Annotated in this window: 21 protein-coding genes, 1 tRNA gene and 2 pseudogenes; 13 read left to right on the forward strand and 11 right to left on the reverse strand. The window is 69.1% G+C overall.

From position 1 onward, the window contains the following. A partial coding sequence (locus KCH87_RS26840; protein ID WP_210588838.1) for a transposase family protein occupies window positions 1–556 on the forward strand: 556 nt, incomplete at its 5' end. Between the two features lie 155 nt (window positions 557–711). On the opposite strand, the gene KCH87_RS50795 is transcribed toward KCH87_RS26840, so the two are convergent. The 5 genes and pseudogenes from KCH87_RS50795 to KCH87_RS26855 form a co-directional block, all read right to left on the reverse strand. Beyond that, window positions 712–942: a hypothetical protein gene (locus KCH87_RS50795; RefSeq protein ID WP_374199039.1), complete on the reverse strand. Its 231-nt coding sequence runs from the start codon at window positions 940–942 to the stop codon at window positions 712–714. A 278-nt stretch (window positions 943–1220) separates the two neighbouring features. Next, window positions 1221–1379: a hypothetical protein gene (locus KCH87_RS26845; RefSeq protein ID WP_210588839.1), complete on the reverse strand. Its 159-nt coding sequence runs from the start codon at window positions 1377–1379 to the stop codon at window positions 1221–1223. A 338-nt stretch (window positions 1380–1717) separates the two neighbouring features. Continuing rightward, the gene (locus tag KCH87_RS26850) at window positions 1718–2041 is read right to left on the reverse strand and encodes a helix-turn-helix domain-containing protein (protein WP_210588840.1); all 324 of its coding nucleotides are present in this window, start codon (window positions 2039–2041) and stop codon (window positions 1718–1720) included. Beyond that, window positions 2041–2187: pseudogene (locus KCH87_RS49280) on the reverse strand (type II toxin-antitoxin system RelE/ParE family toxin); the annotation flags it as partial. The pseudogene KCH87_RS49280 and the gene KCH87_RS26850, both read right to left, overlap by 1 nt. A 73-nt stretch (window positions 2188–2260) precedes the next feature. Beyond that, window positions 2261–3595 (reverse strand): ferric reductase-like transmembrane domain-containing protein, encoded by a 1335-nt coding sequence (locus KCH87_RS26855; RefSeq protein WP_210588841.1) that lies wholly within the window; start codon window positions 3593–3595, stop codon window positions 2261–2263. Window positions 3596–3981: 386 nt separating this feature from the next. Between KCH87_RS26855 and KCH87_RS26860 the strand changes: the two genes are divergently transcribed. From KCH87_RS26860 to KCH87_RS26875, 4 genes are all read left to right on the forward strand, one after another. Beyond that, complete coding sequence (locus KCH87_RS26860; protein ID WP_210588842.1) at window positions 3982–4548, forward strand: Uma2 family endonuclease; 567 nt, start codon at window positions 3982–3984, stop codon at window positions 4546–4548. A gap of 580 nt (window positions 4549–5128) precedes the next feature. Beyond that, window positions 5129–5473 carry a hypothetical protein gene (locus tag KCH87_RS26865; protein ID WP_210588843.1) on the forward strand — a complete coding sequence of 115 codons (345 nt, stop codon included), beginning with the start codon at window positions 5129–5131 and terminating at the stop codon, window positions 5471–5473. A gap of 63 nt (window positions 5474–5536) precedes the next feature. Further along, window positions 5537–5614 (forward strand) — tRNA-OTHER (locus tag KCH87_RS26870). Between the two features lie 218 nt (window positions 5615–5832). After that, entirely contained in the window at window positions 5833–6558 is a 726-nt protein-coding gene (locus KCH87_RS26875; protein WP_210588844.1) for a transporter substrate-binding domain-containing protein, read from the forward strand. Between the two features lie 389 nt (window positions 6559–6947). Here KCH87_RS26875 and KCH87_RS26880 read toward each other — a convergent pair whose 3' ends face one another. After that, window positions 6948–7853, reverse strand: coding sequence for an SDR family NAD(P)-dependent oxidoreductase (locus tag KCH87_RS26880; protein ID WP_210588845.1), 906 nt, complete (start codon window positions 7851–7853; stop codon window positions 6948–6950). A gap of 360 nt (window positions 7854–8213) precedes the next feature. Between KCH87_RS26880 and KCH87_RS26885 the strand changes: the two genes are divergently transcribed. Continuing rightward, window positions 8214–8594 (forward strand): hypothetical protein, encoded by a 381-nt coding sequence (locus tag KCH87_RS26885; protein WP_210588846.1) that lies wholly within the window; start codon window positions 8214–8216, stop codon window positions 8592–8594. 55 nt (window positions 8595–8649) lie between these two features. On the opposite strand, the gene KCH87_RS26890 is transcribed toward KCH87_RS26885, so the two are convergent. Beyond that, a complete protein-coding gene (locus KCH87_RS26890) occupies window positions 8650–9174 on the reverse strand; it encodes a cupin domain-containing protein (RefSeq protein ID WP_210588847.1) in 525 nt (174 codons plus the stop codon). A 116-nt stretch (window positions 9175–9290) separates the two neighbouring features. Between KCH87_RS26890 and KCH87_RS26895 the strand changes: the two genes are divergently transcribed. Beyond that, window positions 9291–9656: a helix-turn-helix domain-containing protein gene (locus KCH87_RS26895; protein ID WP_210588848.1), complete on the forward strand. Its 366-nt coding sequence runs from the start codon at window positions 9291–9293 to the stop codon at window positions 9654–9656. Between the two features lie 101 nt (window positions 9657–9757). Here KCH87_RS26895 and KCH87_RS50485 read toward each other — a convergent pair whose 3' ends face one another. Next, on the reverse strand, window positions 9758–10339 hold the full coding sequence (locus KCH87_RS50485; protein ID WP_308298926.1) for a hypothetical protein: 582 nt from the start codon (window positions 10337–10339) through the stop codon (window positions 9758–9760). 149 nt (window positions 10340–10488) lie between these two features. Here KCH87_RS50485 and KCH87_RS26905 point away from each other — a divergent pair, with 149 nt between their 5' ends. Both KCH87_RS26905 and KCH87_RS26910 read left to right on the forward strand, forming a co-directional pair. Next, a complete protein-coding gene (locus KCH87_RS26905) occupies window positions 10489–10929 on the forward strand; it encodes an SRPBCC family protein (protein ID WP_210588849.1) in 441 nt (146 codons plus the stop codon). A 29-nt stretch (window positions 10930–10958) separates the two neighbouring features. Beyond that, the gene (locus tag KCH87_RS26910) at window positions 10959–11711 is read left to right on the forward strand and encodes a PP2C family serine/threonine-protein phosphatase (RefSeq protein ID WP_210589016.1); all 753 of its coding nucleotides are present in this window, start codon (window positions 10959–10961) and stop codon (window positions 11709–11711) included. Window positions 11712–11719: 8 nt separating this feature from the next. On the opposite strand, the gene KCH87_RS26915 is transcribed toward KCH87_RS26910, so the two are convergent. Beyond that, entirely contained in the window at window positions 11720–12037 is a 318-nt protein-coding gene (locus KCH87_RS26915; protein WP_210588850.1) for a hypothetical protein, read from the reverse strand. 188 nt (window positions 12038–12225) lie between these two features. Between KCH87_RS26915 and KCH87_RS26920 the strand changes: the two genes are divergently transcribed. After that, window positions 12226–15096 carry a BTAD domain-containing putative transcriptional regulator gene (locus KCH87_RS26920; protein ID WP_308298927.1) on the forward strand — a complete coding sequence of 957 codons (2871 nt, stop codon included), beginning with the start codon at window positions 12226–12228 and terminating at the stop codon, window positions 15094–15096. Between the two features lies 1 nt (window position 15097). Here the strand turns inward: KCH87_RS26920 and KCH87_RS26925 are convergent, their stop codons facing one another. After that, window positions 15098–16678: a cellulase family glycosylhydrolase gene (locus tag KCH87_RS26925; protein WP_247196911.1), complete on the reverse strand. Its 1581-nt coding sequence runs from the start codon at window positions 16676–16678 to the stop codon at window positions 15098–15100. Between the two features lie 238 nt (window positions 16679–16916). Here KCH87_RS26925 and KCH87_RS26930 point away from each other — a divergent pair, with 238 nt between their 5' ends. Continuing rightward, window positions 16917–17729, forward strand: coding sequence for an SAM-dependent methyltransferase (locus tag KCH87_RS26930; protein ID WP_210588852.1), 813 nt, complete (start codon window positions 16917–16919; stop codon window positions 17727–17729). A gap of 69 nt (window positions 17730–17798) precedes the next feature. Here KCH87_RS26930 and KCH87_RS26935 read toward each other — a convergent pair. Further along, window positions 17799–18960, reverse strand: a pseudogene (locus KCH87_RS26935) (MFS transporter). A gap of 138 nt (window positions 18961–19098) precedes the next feature. On the opposite strand from KCH87_RS26935, the gene KCH87_RS26940 reads away from it, so the two are divergent. Together KCH87_RS26940 and KCH87_RS26945 are read left to right on the forward strand one after the other, a co-directional pair. Further along, window positions 19099–19608: a glutathione peroxidase gene (locus tag KCH87_RS26940; protein ID WP_210588853.1), complete on the forward strand. Its 510-nt coding sequence runs from the start codon at window positions 19099–19101 to the stop codon at window positions 19606–19608. A 53-nt stretch (window positions 19609–19661) separates the two neighbouring features. Then, entirely contained in the window at window positions 19662–20531 is an 870-nt protein-coding gene (locus tag KCH87_RS26945) for a MerR family transcriptional regulator (RefSeq protein WP_210588854.1), read from the forward strand. The last annotated feature ends 3 nt before the right edge of the window (window positions 20532–20534 follow it).

Here is a 20534-nt window from a genome sequence, read left to right on the forward strand (position 1 = left end):
TGAGATCGCCGCCCTGCCGATCACCCGGCACCGCTTTCACGGCGACTGGAACTACACCCTCCACCCCCAGCATCCGCTGGACGCGGAGACGATCAACAGCACGTCAGACCAGGCCCCGGCGGACAGACCGCCTCGCCTCACACGGCATTCGCTGCAGGACCCCGAACTGACCGGCATGACCCGTCAGCAGCTCAGCGAGCTCATCGACGCGCTGACTCCCGCGCTGGAGATCCAACACGAGCAAGTGCTCCGCACACGCCGCGGCCACGAGCGCCTCGTGGCCCCCGGCACAGGCGCCAAAGCCAAGCTCACCCCAGCCGACCGGATCCTGGCCACCGTGCTCCACCTGCGCAAACTTGCCACCATGGACCTCCTCGGCCAGTTCCTCGGAGTCACTGCCATGACCATCAGCCGTGCGAAACAGGAAGTCCGCCCACTCCTCGAAGCACATGGCCACCCCATCAACACCTCAACTGCCCGCCTCCGCACACCAGCCGACGTCACGACGTTCCTCGCTCCCGACCCCACCCAGACCAAGGTCAAAAAGACGAGTTAATGATCTGCACGCCCTAACTGCCTGACAATCGCAACGCACAACCGCGAACAACCGTGGACGCCAGCGGACCATCAGCTCAGGTGACAGGCGCGGCAGGCCAAGGGCAGGGAGCATCCCAAGTTGCTTCGGGACGAAGAGGTCGTAGGTTTCGCTGCTCAGTACGGCCTTGGAATCTCGTGCTCTTGCAGCGCATCCGCGTAGCGCGCCAGCAAGGCATCAAGGCCCGCTAGGAGAAGGCCAGCGGAATCCCGAGCGTCGGCCAGGTCGCTGCGGAGGATGTGAAGGGAGTCGCCCTGGATCAGTACCCCGGGGAACCTCCGGCCGGGGAGGCGAACCACAGCGTCGTTTCCACCATCAGTGAACAGCGCTGCCTCAACGCGCTCCATCGGGCCATCCAACCTGACATCAACGCCGTTGGACTCAGGCGACCTTGAGCGATCGCACCCGCCATACCGGTAGCACTACGAGGGCCGTATGAGAGCCGCCCGATCGAACTCCTAAAGCAGGTGTCGCAGGTTCGAATCCTACCGGGGGCACAGAGAAACACCAGGTCAGGTACCCCTTCGGTCCAGCGGACGGGAGGGGCCTTCGTGTGCGCGGCACAGCGCCAGGGCGGGCCAGACCCACGTCTGGCTACCTTGCCGGCGCGCCGCTCAGTACCGCCTCACTCCTCGGCATCCCGTACTTGGAGCGCCGACGGCACGTCGTCGTAGCTCGCCCAGTCGGCGACCGGCGGAGGGTCGAGCGCGTTCGGCACGTTGCCCATGTCACACGACGTAACTGTGGCCGCCTGGGAGGGCTGCGCTGGGCGGTCGAGGTTCATTCCGTCGCTCCTTCTCCTGATCTGGCATGCCCTCAGAAGGAAGCGCTCCCACCAGGGATGAAGCCGATGATGTGCACTGCCGGGTTGGCGGCGCAACCTCGCTCACCGGTTCGCTGTGGTCCTCCCTGCGACCGAAGAAGTGAATGCGCAGCTGCATCCAGCACCGCATCGCTCAACTCGCCACTGGATGATCCCAAGCCATGCAACAGGCCCGGCACGATCTCGGCCGAGTCCCCGGCGTGCGGCAGGCTCGCCCGATCAATCTCATCCACACGGCATCTACGACGCGTACCGAATCAGGTCGACGACGTCCTCGACGGACCGGGCGGGGATCGGTTTCAGGCGGCGTGCGGAGTGAAGGTGACGCGGGAGTCGCCCTCGTCGATGGCCAGGTTCAGGGTGCCGTCCAGGGCCTTGGCCAGGCGTCGCAGCAGCGGGAGAGTAGGCACGGTGTCGCCGCCCTCCATCCGGGACACCTGAGGCTCCGTCATCCCGGCCCGCTCGGCCAGTTCGGCCTGGGACAGGCCGAGTTCGATCCGACGGTCGTAGACCGCCTGCCCAAGATCGCCGGCCAGCCGCGCGTCGACGTACTCCTGGTCGTACTCCACCGCCTCACCCGCAAGCTGCCGGGCCCGGCGCGTCCTCCACATGCTGTGATTCATCAACTCTCCTTGCGCCGATCGTAGGTGTGCTCGGCCCGGCCGTGCTCGGCCTCGCAGACGTTCTGGGCCTGATGCACACGCTCGACTTCTGCCGCCTCACGCATCCTCGTCTTACGGAACACCGTCAACAGAACGATCCGCTGCCATCGTGAGCGGTAGTACTGCTCGGCCCGTAGCAGGCCCGTATGCGCAGACCTGAACGTCGGACCCCCTTCCGGTTCAGGCCAGGCCGAACTTCTCCGCGTGCACCTGTCGCGCAGGGACCCGCAGGTCTCGTAGGCCGGCGAGTACGGTGCTGGTCATGGCGGGCGGCCCGCAGACGTACACGTCGCGTTCGGTGATGTCGGGGACCAGCCGGTGCAGGTTGCCCGGGTCGAAGGGCGGGGTGCCGCTCTCGCCGGTTCTGCCGGTGAGCAGGTGCAGCCGTCCGCCCCGTAGCGCGACCAGGTGGCGCACCTCGTTCAGCAGCACGGCGTCGGCCTCGCTGCGCACCCGGTACAGCACGATGACGTCGCCGGGCGCCTCCTCTTCCAGCATGGCCCGCACGGGCGTGATCCCCACACCCCCGGCGATCAGCAGGGTGCCGGGCCGGGTCCGGTGCAGCGAGGTGAACGCGCCGTACGGTCCCTCGACGACGGCGCGGCTGCCGACCGGGACGTTCCGCAGGCCGGCACTGGCACTGCCCACCGCCTTCGCCGTGAGGCGCAGTCCTTGTCCGTCCGGCGCCGCCGACAGGGAGAAGGGGTTGGCCAGCCACCAGTGGTTGTGCCCGGGAAACCGCCAGATGCAGAACTGGCCCGCGCGGGCGGGGAGTTTGTCGAGGTGCCGGCCGGTGACGTACACGGAGACCACGTTGTCCGACTCGGGTACGACGGCCGCAACGCGGAACTGGTGGTAGGCGTTGCGCCAGAGCGGCATGGCGACGCGTCCGGTCAGCAGGGCGCCGAAGGAGAACAGCCACAGGATCCACCAGTAGGCCTCGGCGAACGCGGAGGACGTGAAGGTCGTGGTCTCCTCCAACTGGTGGACGAACGCCAGGCCCAGGGCCACGTAGAGCAGCAGGTGCAGCCCGTGCCAGACCTCGTACCGCAGCCGCCGCCGCAGGGGCCGGGTGGAGATCACGGCGATCACGACGATGACGGCCGCGGCCCACATGCCCAGCAGGGACGCCACCACCCCGCTCAGTGCGACGAACGTCTTCCCCATGGACGTGTCGTCGAGGGTCGCGTAGCCGAGCACCACCAGCGTTGCGTGGGTGAGCACGGTCCACAGCAGCAAGAAGCCGACCCAGCGGTGCCACACCGTGAGCCGGTCCATCCCGATGCGGCGGTCCAGCCAGGGCAGCCGGGCCACCAGCAGCAGTTGGCACAGCATCAGCAGGGCCGCGTGCAGTCCGAAGAACTTGGCGACCGTAAGCACCCCGTTCTTGCCTGAACCGGCGCTGAGGAACAGCGCCTCGACGGTCACCACGTTGACGATGACAAAAGTCCACATCGCCCAGCGCGCCGCATCCACCGGAGTCACGGTGCCTCTGCGCACCGTGTTACTCGCCATCGCCATGCTCTCCTCGCATCCCCCGTGGCCGCTGCACTCGCGGCCTGCGCGTACTAACCCATGAAGATCGGGCTAACCCATGAAGATCGAGCAATTCGTCCGGATACGCACCCCGATCGGATATGCATACGGACCGTACGCCCGATCCGTTCACGCCAGAACCGTTCACGCCAGAACCGTCGAATCCAATCGTCGTTCGGCGTTCGGTGCGTCCTGCGGCCCAGGATTCCAAGATGGTTCACGTCGCCGGGTGGTCGTGGGCTCGCTGGTCGGATACCTGCCGACGGGGAGGGGGCGTGAGCGAGATCAGCGTGCCGGACGGACGGCAGACAATACGCTGAATCGAGCGGGATCGGGCCCGCGGCACAGTGTCCGGGAGGTGCTTCATGACGGCCGAGATGGTGGCCCCGGCGTGGATGCATGAGCAGATCACGGCGGAGGAGTACGCGTCCTGGTCCCAGGAGCAGTGCGCCGGTATCGAGATCGTGGACGGGATGGTCGTCGTGAGGCCGAGTGCGTCCAAGCGGCACAACCGGCCGGCCCGGATTCTGGCGAACGCCCTGGATGCCGCCGCGGGCCCGGAGTGGAACGCCGATACGGGCTTCGATGTCCGGCTTCAGGACGTCCCGCTCACCAATCGCCGCCCGGACGTCGTCGTGTACCGCGCAGACACCATCGACATCACCCCCACCCGCCCAGAGCACGTGCTGCTGGTCGCGGAGGTGGTGTCGCCAGGCTCGGAGACCACCGACCGGATCGTGAAGGTCGACCAGTACGCCAAGGCAGGCATCGGCTTCTACTGGCGGATCGAGCAGGCCGCGACAGGCGTTCCTCTCGTGTACACCTACGTTCTCGACCCCGCGACGAAGACCTACCGGGACGGAGACGTGTTCACCGGCGTCCTCAAGGCAGCGGCCCCCTTCCCGGTGGAGATCGACCTCGGCCAGATCTGACCCACGCGCTGCTCAGCAGCCGACAGCGCGTGAGCGATGCGTGAGCGGACGGAGCCCGATACAGGGCGGCATGAGCCGGATCAAGTGGCTCGCCGTGCGAGAAGGGCCAGCTGCTCATGAGGGGTTTCCCCCAAGCTGGCCCTTCGGCGTTTCAGAGGTCGTGCCACCCGCGTGCCGCTACGGGCCAGACCCAGTTCGTCGCTCCCCACGCTGCCGGAGATCGCTCCCCGTCGTACACGGCGCGTGACGTCGTCGAGCTGCGCCGTCGTGAGGCGAACTCGCCGACACCACCCGGGAGTTTCGTCGGTGCCCCTGGTTCAGCGCCGAATGGCCCACGCCGCCTCGCGCTCGCGGCGCGGCCACACGGGTGGTTCGGCGCGGAGCGCCTACGCCCGCGTTCGGCCTCGTAATGCCTTGACGGCACAGGGAACTTGAGCCGGCCGCCGAACCGACGCCCGCGCTCGTTGATCAGACGATCCGGCGTGCCGACGAGCCAATATCAGACATTTGCTTATTAACCTCTCGCCATCTTATGACGTGGTGGATCGCATACGCGTCCGCTTCAACGCTCGGAGAAGACATGCGCAAGACTCTCAAGACGGCTGTCGTAGCCGTCCTCCTCGGCACCGTCGGCTTCCTCGGCGCCGGCACCGCCTACGCCCACGGGAACGGGCACGAAAAAGGGCACGAAAAAGGGCACGGGCACGGGCACGGGAAAGGGAAAGGGCACAAGCACCGCGGCGAGGTGAGCAAGACGATCGTCATCACCCAGAGCACCTCATGCAGTACGACCGAAGAGAACACCGACGTACAGGGCCAGTCCGCGTACGGCAACTGGTCCAACGGCAAGGTCTCACCTGGCCCGCAAACCACCAACCTCGGCTCACGCCTGGGGTGCAACAACACCCTCGTCCTCGGCAAGTAGCTCACTCGGGTCCCCGCGCCGAGCCAGACGCCCGGCTCAGCAGCCAACGGCTCACCATTCGACGTCTCCGCAGGTCACAGCCCCGCCACGAGAAAACTCCCAAAGCGGGTGTCGCAGGTTCGAATCCTGCCGGGGGCACCAGCGAAAAGGTCCCGGACCGATCATGGTCCGGGGCCTTTGACATCTACTTCTGCCATCGACGCGGGTGGTTACTGACCACCGGGGCGCCTCCTTCTGAGCAGTCGGGCCATGTGGCTCATGGCTTCGCGCTGGGGGTCCTCGACTCGGGGCCCGACTCCGGTCCGGCGTGAGCAGGGTGGCCGTGCCGTGGCGAGCGTCGTGCAGCCTAGGCTCGGGCCATGACGCCAGTAGACGTAGAGCTTGCGCACGACCTGGCCCCCACCGGAGTGCTGCGCGCGTCCATCAACCTCGGCAACCCAGTCCTCGCTCAGGGCACCCCCGACGAGCCGTCCGGGGTCACTGTCGAGCTTGCCCGTGAGGTTGCCGCACGTCTGGCTCTGCCGGTGCAGTTCATCTGCTTCGATGCGGCCCGCAAGTCGTACGCCGCGATGGCCGAGGGCCACGCCGACCTGTGCTTCCTGGCCGTGGATCCGGACCGCGAGAAGGAAGTCGCATTCAGCAAGCCGTACGTGCACATCGAGGGGGTGTACGCGGCACCGGTGAACTCGGCGTTCGTGTCTGGCGACGACGTGGACCGGGACGGGGTACGCATCGGCGTCAAAAAGGGGTCCGCGTACGACCTCTACCTGAGCCGCACCCTGCGTCACGCCACCGTGGTGCGCGGCGACGAGGGTGTCGACGTCTTCCACGCCGAGGGCCTGGACGTGGCGGCCGGCATCCGCCAACCGCTGACCGCGCACGTTTCGCAGCGGCCCGAACTGCGCCTGCTGGAGCCGGCGTTCATGACGATCCGACAGGCCATGGGCACAACGAAGGAGCGGAGCCCGAAGACCACGCAGTTTCTCAGTGAACTCGTGACCGAACTGGTGGCGTCCGGATTCATCGCCCAGTCGCTACGCCGCTCCGGCCAGGACCCGACACTGGCTGCCCCCACCACGGTTTGACGCGGGGCCTGAACGTCGACAGCGCCTCCGCGGGGGCCACCTCCCGCCGGAGAGCGCGGCAGGCGGGCGCCAGTGCCCCTTGCGTGCCCGATGGAGCGGCACGGAGCCGGGAACAACGGGGAGTCTCGACGACCGTCCCGAGAACGCGCAGGTCAGCGTCTTGCCTGGTCAGACGAGGTGCGCGTACCGCGACCCGGGCCGCACGCTCCGAAGTGCGCACGCGGGTCAGGGAGTTGGCTGGCGAAGAAAGTCCGGCCGCCACCCCGGTAACAGCGCGCCGGTGCGATCACCACCCTGTGGTCCAGGTCATCGATCAACGACAGCGACCCTGCGGTAGGTCGTCAAGCTGACGTTGCGGCTCTTCGTGAGCTGTTCGATTGCTGTCACGTTCACCCTTCACCTCCAGGGATTTCGAAGGTGACGCCGGTCAACTGCTCGGACTGGGTCCACAGCCGCGCGGCCAGTTCGGGATTCCTGCTGATTTGTGGTGGTGACACCACGACGGGGCGGCCGAAACTGCCGTGCTTCGGTCCGTAGTACTGACCGCTGAGCGCGTCCGGGTCGGTGGCGGCGCGCAATGCCGGCCGCGCGCCACGATCCTTTCCTTGGACAGGCAACGGCAACCGGATCCCGGACGCCCGGTTGATCCCGGGTCGAGCCGGGCTGAACGTGTTCACACTGAGGCCGGGATGCGCCGCGATGGCGCGAACGTCCACTCCGGACGCCCGCAATCTGCGATCGAACTCGAAGGCGAACAGCAGGACGGCGTGTTTGGACTGGGCATACGCTTTCTGTTGCGTGTAGGACCGCTCGCTCTGGAGGTCTTCAGGGTCGAACTTGACCAGCTTGGTCGTGAGGCTGCTGACGAGGACCACTCGGCTGCCTGGCGTGGCGGCGAGGATCGGCATGGTCTGTGCGGCGAGCGCGAAGTGTCCAAGGTGGTTGGTGCCCACGACGAGTTCGAAGCCCTGGCGCGTGGTCTGGCGTTGCTTCCCCGCGGTGATGCCCGCGTTGTGGATCAGCCCATTCAGACGGTCCCGTTTGGACAATTCAGCCGCGGCCGTGGCGACCGAGTCCAGGTCGGCGAGATCGAGCGGCAGGGTAGCGGCGACTGCTCTGCCGGTTTGGCTACGGATCGCGTCGGCGGCGGCCCGTGCACGGTCGGCGTTTCTGGCGAGGATCACGACATCGGCGCCCGCGGCGGTCAGCCGTTCGGAGATGAAGTAGCCGATTCCGGCGTTGCCGCCGGTGACCGCGTAGGTCCGGCCGGTCAGGTCGGGCGATTTCCAGGTCATGAAAGTGCCCATCTTTCGGAAGCCAATCTTTCGAGTGTCGGGGACCCGTCGAGCCGCCGCTTCCGCGTGCTGTCGCTGACGTCGGCATGGGGAGAAGGCCCGGCAGCATGCGCTGGAGGAATCGACCGCGTAGCGCCAGTGCCGTCATGGTGACCACAAGGAGGACATACAAGGTGGCCGCGATCCACAACGCGCTCGTGGGCGCGGTGACCGAGGCGGCCACCGCGCCGGCTCCGGAGATGCCGATCGAGCGCACGAGCGTGCAGCGTGTGAGGCACGATGATGTACATAGGGCACGCTTCCAATCCTTGGCCTTCGCCGTCCTACGCCGTCCTACGCCGTGAATGGATGCAGATACCCATGACCACGTGGTACCGATACTCGTTCGACAAGCGGCTGGTCGTCTTCTGGGGTGTCTACGGTGTCCGTCCAGCGAAGGACGGAGTCAGCCTCACCGACGACGGTCTGCTGCGGGCGACGTTCGGCCTCGTCAAGCTCGAGACCACGCTGGAGAATGTCGACGGCGCCCACATCACCCGGAACTACCGCTGGTGGACGGCGGCGGGTGCCCGAGGCTCTCTGAAGGACGACGGGCTCACGTTCGGAACGAACGCGAACGCCGGCGTGTGTATCCACTTCCGGGAAAAGGTGCCGTCGCCGCTCGGCCGTAAGGGCCACTCCGCGCTGACGGTCACCGTGCAGGATCTCGAAGGGCTCACGGAGGCACTTACCCGCCCGTGACGCCGAGCGTCCGCTCGACAGTGTTTCCGGTGGGCGATACAAGCTCCGGCCGACCCTATTCAGGGTCAGGCAGCATGATCCCTTGACCCAGTTCGGCGATGTTGGGGAGGCGTCGGAGCCATTCCTCGTCGTTCGGACCCGGGACGGGTTCACCGGGCCTGGCGGGCACGGCCTGGTCGGCGATGATCTGCTCCATCCCGGGCGGGGTGTAGATGAAGAGCATCTTCGCGGCGTGGTTGCCGACATTCTGGAAGCGGTGCCGGACGCCGCGGGGAATGTGGACGAAGTCGCCGGCGACCGCCATGAAGGTGGTGTCGCCGTCCAGGAACTCGAGCTCGCCGGACAGGACGTAGAAGGTCTCTTCCTCGTTCGGGTGCGCGTGTGGCGGCGGCCCGCTGCCGGCCGGCACGGTCGCCTCGATCAGGCCGAGTCCCCCGTTCGTCTGCGCACCGGTGGCCTTGATGGTGTAGATGTCACCGGCTGCCCAGACGGTCGGGCCCTGGCCGGAGGGCACATAGTGAGCGCCGGGCTTGAACCAGGCCGGATCGTCGTGCGGCAGGTCGGACCAGGGGAAGCTCATGCGGTCCTCTTTCACTGATTGGGTAGGAGTGGAGCCACCTGATCAGCCTGCCGCCGGTAACAATGGGTGGCAAGAACGCACTTATCTGTTACCTGGTATCGCGAAAGGAACCTACGATGGTGAACGCGGGCCTGCCTGAGAGGCCGGAGCGGTGTGACCTGATCCGGTCGATGCTGGCATTGGTCGGTCAGAGGTGGCCGGTGATCGTGCTACAGGTGCTCGGCAATGGTCCGCTCCGGTTCAACGAGCTGCGCCGGGCGGCCGAGCCGGTCACGCAGCGAATGCTGAGCGCGAGCCTGCGCGGTCTCGAACGCGACGGGCTGATCACCCGGACGGTGTATCCGTCCGTCCCGCCGAAGGTCGAGTACGAGCTGACGGAGGCCGGGCGGACCCTGAACGCCGCCCTTTACAACATCGCGGACTGGGCCGACGCGAACCTTGAGACGGTGACCGCGGCCCGTGCCGCCTACCAGGCGGGTTAGCCTTGATTCGCGCTGAAAATGCCCGCACCGTTTGCTCTCACGTTGCGCAGCAGTACGTCGGCCAAGGTCGACCCGGACGGCAGGTCGACCCGGACGGCAGGTCAGCCCGCCGGCTGCTGCTGAGGTGAGGACGACGGCGCGCCGGCCCATCGGTGCAGGGCTGCTTCGAGGCCGGCGACGTCGGCGGTGTCGGTGTCGGTGTCGGTGTCGGAGGCCCGAGCGACCACCCCGTCCGGACGTACCAGCACCCCGGTCGGCGTCGCGTGGTCGTCAGGCACGGCGCGCACCCGCCCGGACCAGGCCTCGGCGAGTTGGGCGAACGTGCCGTCCGGTGTGCGGTCGAGCAGCAGGAAGCCGCCGCGGTGGTAGAAGACGGAAGTAGAAGGCGGCAAGAGAAGCTCTGCGCCCACCTCCACCCCGTCCGCCACAACCTCCCCCGCCTCCATGTGAATGATCGCCGGCCTGTTTCTGGTGCAGGCGATACGCGCTGAGCGCCCCGTGTCCGCGACGGATCCTCTGCCCGACAGGTGGACCAGGACGTCGAGCCGGCTGTCCTCCAGGCGCTGCGGTTCGGTGGCGTCGGGCCGCAGGACGCGGGTCGTGGCGGTCGCCAACGTCACCGCGCGGGGCACCTCGGTCAGGCCGGTGACGACGGGGGGAAACGCCGCACTGCGTCCCCTCATGTCGGGCGCTCCGTACGGCGCACGCTGAGCCCTGGGCAGGAGGGTAGGGATCTCGTGCAGGCCCTCTCCCGCAGGTCGGCCGGCCGACGATTCAGGGCGCACACTGGAAGCGGAAGGTCATGCGTCATGAGCCGAACCCGGAGGTGGCCATGAGCACCCTCGAAGAACACATCGATGTCGGTGTCCCGATCGACACGGCCTGGGACGGCCTGCACCGGCTGGAGAACTATCCGCACTTCGTGGCGGGCGTACACGGCGCGTATACGGAGGCGGGAGGCCGGGCGCGGCTGGACGTCGAGGCCGGCGGGCAGACCCGGCAGTTCGCGGCCGAGGTCTCCGACCGCGGCGACGAACGCGTGATGGAGTGGCGCACCACGAGCGCCCCCGAGCTGACGGGCTCCTTCTCGCTACAGCCCATCGACCGGAACCACACCCGGGTCCAGGCCCGGCTCGAGTACGACCCCGACACCGTCAGGGAGACCTTCGGCGGGCCGAGGGGATTCGCCCAGGCGAACGTGATCGAGCGGCTCGTCCGCAGCGATCTGGAGCAATTCAAGGAATACGCGGAGAGTGAGTACGTGGAGCGGTGAGCGTCGGACAACGGTGATCGGTGGTGCCTGTGCCGTACGTCGCCGTGAGCGCGGTGAGCCATCCCGGGCTGTTGCGGGACCGGAACGAGGACAGCCTCGTCGTCGGCCCGTGGACGCTGTGCGCCACGGTGACCGAGAGTCCGCAGACCCTGGCCTTCCCGCTCGGGATGCCCCTCGTCGTCGCCGTCGCCGACGGCCTCGGCGGGCATCCCGGCGGTGAGGTGGCGAGCGCCCTGGCGGTCCGCCGGATCGCGTCGGTCGGTCCCGCCCTGAACAGCGAGGACGCCGTACGCGCCGCCCTGAACGCCTGCAATCGCGCCGTGTACGAGGCGGCGGGCGGCGACGAGGGCGGCGAGCTCTCGGCCATGGGCACGACGGTGGCCGGCGTCGTCGTCCGGTCCGACTCGCTGCTGGTGTTCAACGTGGGCGACAGCCGCGTCTTCGCGGCCTCCCGGGACGGGCTGCGTCAGGTGAGCGTCGACGACAGCCCGCCGCTCGAACCGGGGCAGCGCACCACGTCCCTCGTCACCCAGTGCCTGGGCGGCAGCCCCGTCTACCGCGAGATCCGCCCCCACGTGACGTCCGTACCCCTGTCGCCCGGCGACCGCTTCCTCGTCTGCACGGACGGTCTGACCGACCCGCTGACGACGGAGGTCATCGACGCGGTGATGCGCAAGTACGACGACGGACGCGCGGCCTTCGAACTGTGGAAGGCCGCCATCGAGGCAGGCGGCCCCGACAACATCACGCTGGCGGTCGTGCGCATCGGGGAGGACGAGTAGAGCCGGCGCTATCGGGCCGGTACGTCTTCCATGGCGAGCAGCACATCGCCGTACCGGGCGTGACCCACCACGGCCCGTACGGCCTCCTCCAGGCTCGGCAACCCGGCCGACACCAGGTCGTCGGCGAAGACGCGGCCGGAACGGACCCGGGCGTACGCGGACCAGGTCCCGGCCTCGCACGGGATGACGCGACCGACCGGGAATCCGCCGGGAAACCCGTCGTCGACACAGACGTACACCACTACCCCCGCACGCCTGCGCTCCGGTGTGAGGAACAGCCTCCGCTGTTGCAGCAAGCTCGTGAGAGACCCGTCGTCGACCGCCACGTCCGTGTTCCTTTCTCCAAGGGGCGGCGGCCGTTCCCCCCGCAAACGGCCGCCGCCCGGTACGGCGCGCCCTCCGGTAACGCCCCGCGGTTTTCCGTGGGACCCGATGGGCACTTGCAAACCGTGGCGGCAGACGGTGCAATGCCGATGAAATTCTGATGATGCGCGGAGCGGGGCGGAGGCTTCGGGTGGGCGGGGGATCTCCTCAACGGCTTCGGCTCGCGGTGCTCGGGCCCGTACGGGCCTGGTGTGACGGCACACCGCTGGATCTGGGGCCCGTCCGGCGCCAGGCGGTGCTGGCCGCGCTGGCACTGCGTCCGGGCCTGCTGGTGAGCCATGAGCAGCTGCTCGACGGGGTCTGGGGAGCCGATCCGCCGAAGACCGGCCGCAGCGTACTGCCCAGCTATGTCTACGCGTTACGGCAGACCCTCGACGCGCACGGCACCGGCCCGGCGGACTCCGTGATCCGCGGGGAACGGGGCGGCTACCGGCTCCCGGCCGACGCCGTCCGGCTGGACGTGACCGAACTGGCCGAACAGGTCGACCGCGCCCGGCGTGCGAAGGCGGCCGGCGATCCGGCCACCGCGCTGGACCGGTTTTCCGGGGCACTCGCCCTGCTCCGCGGCGAGCCGCTGGCCGGACTGCCCGGACCCTTCGCGGACGCCGAACGACAGCGGCTGTCGCAGCGCCTGCGCACGGTGCAGGTCGAGCGCCTCGACTGCCTGGTGCTGCTCGGCCGTTTCACCGACGCACTGGACGACCTCGCCGCCCTGGCCCTCTCCAGCCCGTACGACGAGTCGCTCACGGCGCTGCGCATGCGCGCCCTGTACGGCAGCGAACGCCAGGCGGAGGCGCTGACCGTCTATCAAGGAGTGCGCGAGCGCCTGCGCGAGGAACTCGGCGTCGATCCCGGGCCGGAACTCCGCCGTGTGCACGAGGCGGTGCTGCGCAGGGACGACGTACGCCTGACCGGCCGGGTCGCCCGCCCTCGCCGTACCGTCAATGAACTCCCGGGCGACGCAGGGCACTTGACCGGACGAGAGACCGAACTGGCCCAGCTGATCGCGCCCTCCGCGCCCGGATCCGTGTCGATCGTGACGGTGGACGGCACGGCCGGCGTCGGCAAGACCGCGCTCGTCGTACGGGCGGCCCGGGAGCTCAGCGCCCAGTACCCCGACGGCTGCCTGTTCGTGGACCTCCGCGCGCACAGTACACAGCGACGGCAGACGCCGGAGCAGGCCCTGCAACGGCTGCTGCGCTCACTCGGCGCCGCCCAGGGCGAGCTGCCGAGCGACCTCGACGAACTCACCGCCGTCTGGCGCGCGGCCACCAGCCCGCTACGGCTCCTCCTCGTCCTGGACGATGCCCTGGACGCCGACCAGATACGGCCGCTGCTGCCCGCCGGAGCGGACAGCCGGGTGCTGGTGGCCGGCCGCCGACGGCTGGCCGACCTGGACGCCGACCGACGAGTCACCCTGGAACCCCTCGCGAACGGAGACGCCGTCTCCCTCCTCACCCACCTCATCGGGGCGGAACGCGCGAGCAGGGAGCGGGAGGCGACGGAGCAACTGGTCGGACTGTGCGACGGGTTGCCGCTCGCACTGCGCATCGCCGGGTCGCGGTTGCAGAACCGCGCCGGCTGGACGGTGGAGCACCTGGTCGGCCGTATGGCGGGTGACGAGCGGCGGCGGCTCGGGGAGCTGAGTGTGGGGGACCGCAGCGTCGAGGCCACCTTCCAGGTGTCGTACGACCAGCTCTCGCCCGAGCAGCAGCGGGGCTATCGCGTGCTGGGGCTGGCGCCGACCGTCGAGTTCGACGTGCTGACGCCTGCGACGATGCTCGACTGTCCGTCGTACGAGACGGAGCGGGTTCTGGAGAGCCTGGTCGACGCGAGTCTGGTGCAGGAGCCGCGGCCGGGCCGTTACCGACTGCACGACCTGGTACGGGTGCATGCGCGGCGGCTCGCGGAGGCCGCGCCGGGCGAAGCCGCTGCCGCACGCAGGGCCGCGCTCCGTCTCTACCTGGACGCGGCCCGGATGGCCAGCGACTGGGGCCCACGCGGTTTCCCGACCGGACCCCAACCCACCGACGCGCCGTTCACACACTGGCAGGACGCGGAGGCATGGCTGGATGCCGCCGGTGGAGAACTGACTGATGTCGTCGGACACGCCGGGGCCCATGGCGAGGCCGACTACGCCTGCTGGATCGCCGAGGCGCTGGTCGACTATTTCGTACGGCAGGGCCGCTACCACGAGTCCCAGACGGCCCTGGAGATCGCACTCGCGCAGGTGGACAAGGCCACCGACCAGCAGATGGCCACCGCCCTGCGGAACTCGTCGGGCTACACCGCCCTATACCAACGCCGGTACACGGAGGCGCGCACCTACTTCACCGAGGGTCTCGACCTCAGCCGACGCCGCACCCAACCGTGGGAAGAGGCCCGGGCCCGCGTCGGGCTGGGGGCTCTCAACCTGAGTTTGGGCGAAGGCGACCGGGCGATCACCCATCTCGTCGCGGGGGTGGACCTGGCAAAACGACTGCGTAACGACTGGATCGCCTCGATGGGACTCGTCGTCCTCGGCCTGTCCCACTACCTCGAGAGACGGAACGAGGAGGCGCTGGCCTGCTTTGCAGACGCCCACGCCCATGCCCGGTCGGACGGCAGACCCCGCATGCTGGGCAGGCCGCTGAGCTGCGCCGCCGACGTCCACCTCCGTCTCGGCCAGTACGGTGACGCCAAGCGCCTGTACCGCGAGGCGATCCACCTGGTCGAGCAGGTCGGCGACATCTTCCTGCTCGCCCGCAGCCTGACCCGGCTCGGCACGGCGGAGCAGGGCGACGGAGATCCGGTCGCAGCCATTGCCCTGCACCACCAGGCCCTCCTTCAGCACCAGTTGCTGAACCCTCTCACCGACCCCAGCTACGACTGGCTGGAGATGGACATCCGCACCCGCCTGGGCCAGGCCTACCTGGCGACGGGTCGCATCCGCGACGGAGCCGAGCAGTTCCAGGCCGTCATCGCCGCACACGACGCCCGCACCCGCCGCGAGACCCCTTAGTTCAGGCGCCCCCGCAGATCGCCCCGTTGATGCTGAAGGACGTTGGAGCAGTGTTCGTGGCCCCCTTCGCCCCGGTGAACCCCACCGTCACCGCCCCCGCCGCCGGAATGGTGGACGTATAGCTCACGGGAGTCACCGTCACCGCACCACCAGCCTGGGCCGGGGTCCCGCCCCACATGTGGGTGACGGTCTGGCCGTCGGGGAAGGTGAAGGCGAGCGTCCAGCCGCTGAGCGCCACCGCTCCGGTGTTCCGGATCACGATCTCCCCCTGGAAACCGCCCGGCCACTCGCTCACCGCCCGGTAGCCGACCGTGCAGCCCACTCCCCCGCCCTCGTCCGTCGTGACGCGCACCGTCGCCGAGCGTGAAGAGCGGTTGCCGGCCGCGTCGCGGGCGTGGACGGCGAAGGTGTACACCGTGTCGGCGGTGAGGCCGGTCAGGGTGACGGTGTTGGTGGTGGAGGCGGCGACCGGCAGGTCAGCGGTCCCCTCGATGCGCACCACGTCGTACGCGGTCACGCCGACGTTGTCCGTGGCGGCAGCCCACGTCAGGGTCGCCGACGTCGACGTGACCGCGGACGCCGTCGGCGTGCCGGGGGCCGTCGGGGCCTGGGTGTCGGCACCGGTGCCGCCGAAGACGGTGGCTTCCTTCGACGTCTGGACGATGCCGTTCGCGCCGTTGAGGACGCGCCGGCCCCAGGAGCTGAGCTGATTCGGGTCGAAGCCGATCGCCAGGTCGAGGATCGGGTCGGTGTTGCCGCTCCAGGACCAGGCCAGATAGCCGAGGTCGAGTTGTTCGGCCGCGGCCATCATCGTGTCCTCGTCGGGGTCACCATACTGGTCGGCGGGGCCTCCGAACTCGCCGATCAGGATGGGCAGTCCGGCGGTCACGAACGCGTTCAGGTAGTCGGTGATCTCCGGTGCCGTGTCGTAGACGCTGTACATGTGGATCGAGAAGATCAGGTTGCCGGTGGGGTCGGCGTCGTACACGGTCCGGGCGTTGGCGCGCATGACGCCCTGCCAGTCCTGGCCCCAGTTGGGGGCGTCCACCATGATCGTGTGCTCGAAGCCGGCGGAGCGCAGCTTCTGTACGGCGGCGGTGGTCGGCTCGGTCCAGCCTGCCGGGTTCGTGTTGCCCCAGGGCTCGTTGCCGATGTTGATGACGACGTAGTTCTCCTGGCCGGCCAGGACGTCCTTCAGGCCGATCCAGTAGTCGGCCGCCGAGTCGAGGGTGGCGGCCGCGGCCTCCTCGCCGTAGCCGGTGGTGTCGTGCACTTCCAGGACGCAGATCAGGCGGTTGGCCTTGCAGTCGGCGACGACCGCGGCCACGTCCTCGGCGCTGTTCCGCGTCCAGCGGTGGCCGTTGGAGAGGACGACCCGGACGGTGTTGGCGCCGAAGGATTTGATGTCGGCCAGTGACTGTGTCTCGCCGGGGTACCAGGTGTGGGCGTGGTTCACGCCCCGCATGACGAAGTCGTTGCCGTTGCCTTCGAGCAGACGGCCGTTGTCGATGTGGATGCCGGTGGCCCGGGTGGCGGGCGACTGGGCTTGGGCGGGGGCCGTACCGAGGGCCGACAGGCCCATGAGTAACGCCAGTAGAACAGTGATCACTCTTCGCACTGCGACTCCAGGTGAATGAGCGCCAGGAAACCTGAGCATCAACAGAAACATGGGAGCGCTCCCATGAACCCACCAGGGCAGGGACACGTCAAGGCGTCGCGCGCGCGGTTCTCCGAACGGCCCTGTTCGCACAGTGAGTTGATTTAAGTTGGTACCTGATCACCCACACCCGCCATCCACATCAAGGTGCAGGAGGCTCCCCGTGCCGGACTCCACCCCCGACGTCGCCGCCGCCGCTGAGATACGCGCCCGGATCGACACGACCAAGCCGCATTCGGCCAGGTTCTGGAACTACTTCGTCGGCGGCAAGGACAACTACCCGGCCGACCGGGAGATCGGGGACCACATCAAGGAGATCTTCCCCGGTCTCGTCGACGTGGCCGTCACGAGCCGGCTCTTCCTGGGGCGTGCCGTCCGCCACCTCGCCGTCGAGCAGGGCATACGGCAGTTCCTGGACGTGGGTACGGGACTGCCGACCGCCGACAACACGCACGAGGTGGCCCAGCGCGTGGCGCCGGACGCCCGGATCGTGTACGTCGACAACGACCCCATCGTGCTGACCCACGCGAACGCCCTGCTCACCAGCACCCCCGAGGGCACGACCTCCTATCTGGACGCCGACCTGTACGACCCCAAGGCCGTCCTGGAGGCCGCCGCGGGCACGCTCGACCTCTCCCGGCCGGTCGCCCTGATGATCCTCAACACCCTCGGTCATGTCGCCGACCATGAGCAGGCGCGCGCACTGGTGCGCGCGTTCATGGCGGGCCTGCCGTCGGGCAGCTACCTGGTGATCAGCGACTCCACCGCCACCAGCGAGGGCATGATCGCCGCGTCGGAGGCGTACAACGCGAGCGGCGCGGTGCCTTATTACGTCCGTAGCATTGGGGAGATCGCCGGGTTCTTCGACGACCTGGAACTGGTGGACCCGGGTGTCGTCCAGGTGACCGAGTGGCGTCCGGAGTCCGGTGAACCGGTCGTCGTCGACGCCTACTGCGGGGTGGGACGCAAGCCGTAGCGCTCCGCTGGGAAGGCGGTGATTCATCTGCGGGCCGGTGGGGGCTGGTCGCGCAGTTCCCCGCGCCCCTTACGGGCCCTGGCGGGCCCTTACGGGGCCCGCTGTGCGCCACCGGAGTTCGCCGAAGTGGCTCAGCGCCCCCGTCACCCCTAGCGACGCCGCCGCCATGACCGTCATCGCCGTGGCGGGGGAGGTCAGTTGGGCGACCGAGCCCGCCAGTGCCGCGCTCACGCCCTGCATCGTGAGCATGCCGGAGCCGTGCAACCCCAGGGCCTGGCCCGCCAGTTCGTCCGGGGTCAGGGACATCAGGTGCTCTTGCTGGACCAGGCTCGCGGCGAGCGGGAGTGGCGGGTGCAGGAAGAAGAAGGCGTACGGCGTCGCCAGCAGGACCAGCAGCGGTACGCCGAGCCGCCCGCGCACCCCGGGCGGCAGCAGCCGGCCGACCGTCACGTCCCCGACGAACATCCCCAGCGCCGCGCAGGCGAACAGCGTGCCCGCGTCGGCGGGGGCGTAGGAGACGTACAGCGACTCGCAGCCGACCACCAGGCCGTTGGGGGATCCAGAGGGCGAGCAGGACGTACCGGCGTGGACGGGAGGACCACAGCAGGCCGTTCGTGCGCCAGGTCGCCGCCACCGAGGGGCGGCCCGACGCGCGCGGCGGGCGGGCCGTCAGGCCGAGCCGCAGGCCGATCGCGGCCGTGCCGTGCAGCACCGCCGCGAGCAGCAGGACCCTGCCCGGGGACAGCACCGCCAACAGCACGCCGCCCACGGCGTATCCGGTGATCTGCACGAGCCCGCTCATCATGTTGAAGACCGAACGCCCCAGCATGAACCCGCCCTTGGCCACCACCTCGTTCACCAGCCCCCACCGCACTCCCCCGCCCAGCGACGCGACCAGCCCCTGCGCGAGAACGACGGCGAAGACCGCCCAGATCGGCAGTCCCGGCGCCGCCAGCACCGCCGTAGCCGCCGCGAAGGCGACCGAGATCCCCACCAGCGTCGCCCTCGGCGGCAGCCGGTCCGCGCCCGACATCAGGAGCGTCGCGCCCAGCATCTGCGCCAGCGATGGGCCGAACATGCTCACCGCCGACAGCAGCGGTGACCCGGTCGCCCGGTAGACGAGCGTGCCGAGCGCCAGCCCGGCCATCGTCTGGGCGGCGACGCTTGCCGCGGAGGTGAGAAAGAGCGGGGTGAACTCCGCTGTGCGGAACAGGGACTTGTAGCCGGTCATGGGCGGAGTCTCCGGCGGCTCCGGACACGGGAGTTCTTGTTTCGCGTGTGGTGAACGCGCCTCGCCGCGTGGGCGCGAACGGCCACACTCAACCCGCAGTTTCCATCCGGCCCGTCCAGTGGAGCTAGCATCCGCCTCATGACGAATGTAGACAGCAACGGCCTCTCCCCCCTCGACATCGACATCAACGCCCTCACCGGCGGCCCCGCCGACCTCGCCCAGTACGCCGGCAAGGCCGTCCTCGTCGTGAACGTGGCCTCCAAGTGCGGGCTGACCCCGCAGTACGCGGGCCTGGAGAAGCTCCAGGAGCAGTACGCCGACCGCGGCTTCACCGTGCTCGGCGTGCCGTGCAACCAGTTCATGGGCCAGGAGCCCGGCAGCTCCGAGGAGATCGCCGAGTTCTGCTCGGCGACGTACGGCGTGACCTTCCCGATGACCGAGAAGGTCGAGGTCAACGGGGACGGGCGGCACCAGCTGTACGACCGCCTGACCGGCTTCGCCGACGCCGAGGGGCACACCGGCGACATCCGCTGGAACTTCGAGAAGTTCCTGATCGGCCGGGACGGCGAGGTCGTCGCCCGCTTCTCGCCGCAGACCGAGCCGGAGTCGGCGGAGGTCGTGGCGGCGGTGGAAGCACAGCTGGCTTGACCTTGCCCCTGGGGCAGGGATGAGCGTCCTTCTCACCGGGCGGAAGGCGCCCGGTGACGGAGGATGACGTGGTGGACAAGGATCTGCTGACCATCGGAGCGTTCGCCGCGAAGGCCCGGCTCTCGGCCAAGGCCCTGCGGCTGTACGACCGGCTCGGGCTGCTGGCCCCGGCTCACGTCGACGAGGTCAGCGGCTACCGCTACTACCGTGCCGACCAGGCCGAACGCGCCCGGCTCGTGGCCCTGCTGCGGCAGCTGGACATGCCGCTCGCCCGGATCGCCGAGGTCGTCGAGGCGGCCGACGGTGACGCGGCCGCGCGACTGCTCGCCGGGTACTGGGCGGACGTCGAGGCGCGGGTGGCGGGGCAGCGGACGCTCGCCGAGTACCTCCGTGGACGACTGTCGGGGAGGAGCTCCGAGATGTACGGAAAATTTGAGGTCGAGACGGTCGACGTGCCGGCGCAGGTGGTGATCACCGAGACCCGGCACACGCTGGCGGACGAGCTGCCGGCGTGGATCGGGGCCTCACTGGGACGCCTGGAGGCGGCCTCACGTGAGTGCGGCGGCATCACCGCGCCGCCGTTCGTCGCCTACCACGCCGAGGTGTCGATGGAGAGCGACGGGCCCGCCGAGGCCTGCGTCCCCGTCGCCGACGAGGCCGCGGCCCGGGCGTGGGCCGAGGCGCACGGGCGGGCCTGGGAGACCCGGGTCAAGGTGGAGCCCGCGCAACGGCTGGCCTACACCCGGATCACCAAGGCCCAGGTGGCCCATCCGCAGATCCTGGCCGCGTTCGAGGCGGTGGAGCAGTGGATCGCGGCGGCGGGTCTGGAGCAGGCGGGCCCCTGCCGTGAGGTGTACTTCGCCGACTGGGAGGCGGCGGGGGCCGAGGATCCGGTGTGCGATGTGGCGTTCCCGGTGAAGTGAGGG

This window comes from Streptomyces sp. GESEQ-35, assembly GCF_017948485.1.
In the GTDB taxonomy this organism is placed as follows: Bacteria; Actinomycetota; Actinomycetes; order Streptomycetales; family Streptomycetaceae; genus Streptomyces.

Bases quoted from the DNA above. Each gene is read 5' to 3' on its own strand.
- KCH87_RS26875 (WP_210588844.1), top strand. From the start codon at position 5,833: ATGACGCCAGTAGACGTAGAGCTTGCGCACGACCTGGCCCCCACCGGA.
- KCH87_RS26865 (WP_210588843.1), top strand. From the start codon at position 5,129: ATGCGCAAGACTCTCAAGACGGCTGTCGTAGCCGTCCTCCTCGGCACC.
- KCH87_RS26880 (WP_210588845.1), bottom strand. From the start codon at position 7,853: ATGACCTGGAAATCGCCCGACCTGACCGGCCGGACCTACGCGGTCACC.
- KCH87_RS26890 (WP_210588847.1), bottom strand. From the start codon at position 9,174: ATGAGCTTCCCCTGGTCCGACCTGCCGCACGACGATCCGGCCTGGTTC.
- KCH87_RS26850 (WP_210588840.1), bottom strand. From the start codon at position 2,041: ATGAATCACAGCATGTGGAGGACGCGCCGGGCCCGGCAGCTTGCGGGT.
- KCH87_RS26845 (WP_210588839.1), bottom strand. From the start codon at position 1,379: ATGAACCTCGACCGCCCAGCGCAGCCCTCCCAGGCGGCCACAGTTACG.
- KCH87_RS26940 (WP_210588853.1), top strand. From the start codon at position 19,099: ATGACGAATGTAGACAGCAACGGCCTCTCCCCCCTCGACATCGACATC.
- KCH87_RS26925 (WP_247196911.1), bottom strand. From the start codon at position 16,678: ATGGGCCTGTCGGCCCTCGGTACGGCCCCCGCCCAAGCCCAGTCGCCC.
- KCH87_RS26855 (WP_210588841.1), bottom strand. From the start codon at position 3,595: ATGGCGAGTAACACGGTGCGCAGAGGCACCGTGACTCCGGTGGATGCG.
- KCH87_RS50485 (WP_308298926.1), bottom strand. From the start codon at position 10,339: ATGAGGGGACGCAGTGCGGCGTTTCCCCCCGTCGTCACCGGCCTGACC.
- KCH87_RS26895 (WP_210588848.1), top strand. From the start codon at position 9,291: ATGGTGAACGCGGGCCTGCCTGAGAGGCCGGAGCGGTGTGACCTGATC.
- KCH87_RS50795 (WP_374199039.1), bottom strand. From the start codon at position 942: ATGGAGCGCGTTGAGGCAGCGCTGTTCACTGATGGTGGAAACGACGCT.
- KCH87_RS26860 (WP_210588842.1), top strand. From the start codon at position 3,982: ATGACGGCCGAGATGGTGGCCCCGGCGTGGATGCATGAGCAGATCACG.
- KCH87_RS26905 (WP_210588849.1), top strand. From the start codon at position 10,489: ATGAGCACCCTCGAAGAACACATCGATGTCGGTGTCCCGATCGACACG.
- KCH87_RS26885 (WP_210588846.1), top strand. From the start codon at position 8,214: ATGACCACGTGGTACCGATACTCGTTCGACAAGCGGCTGGTCGTCTTC.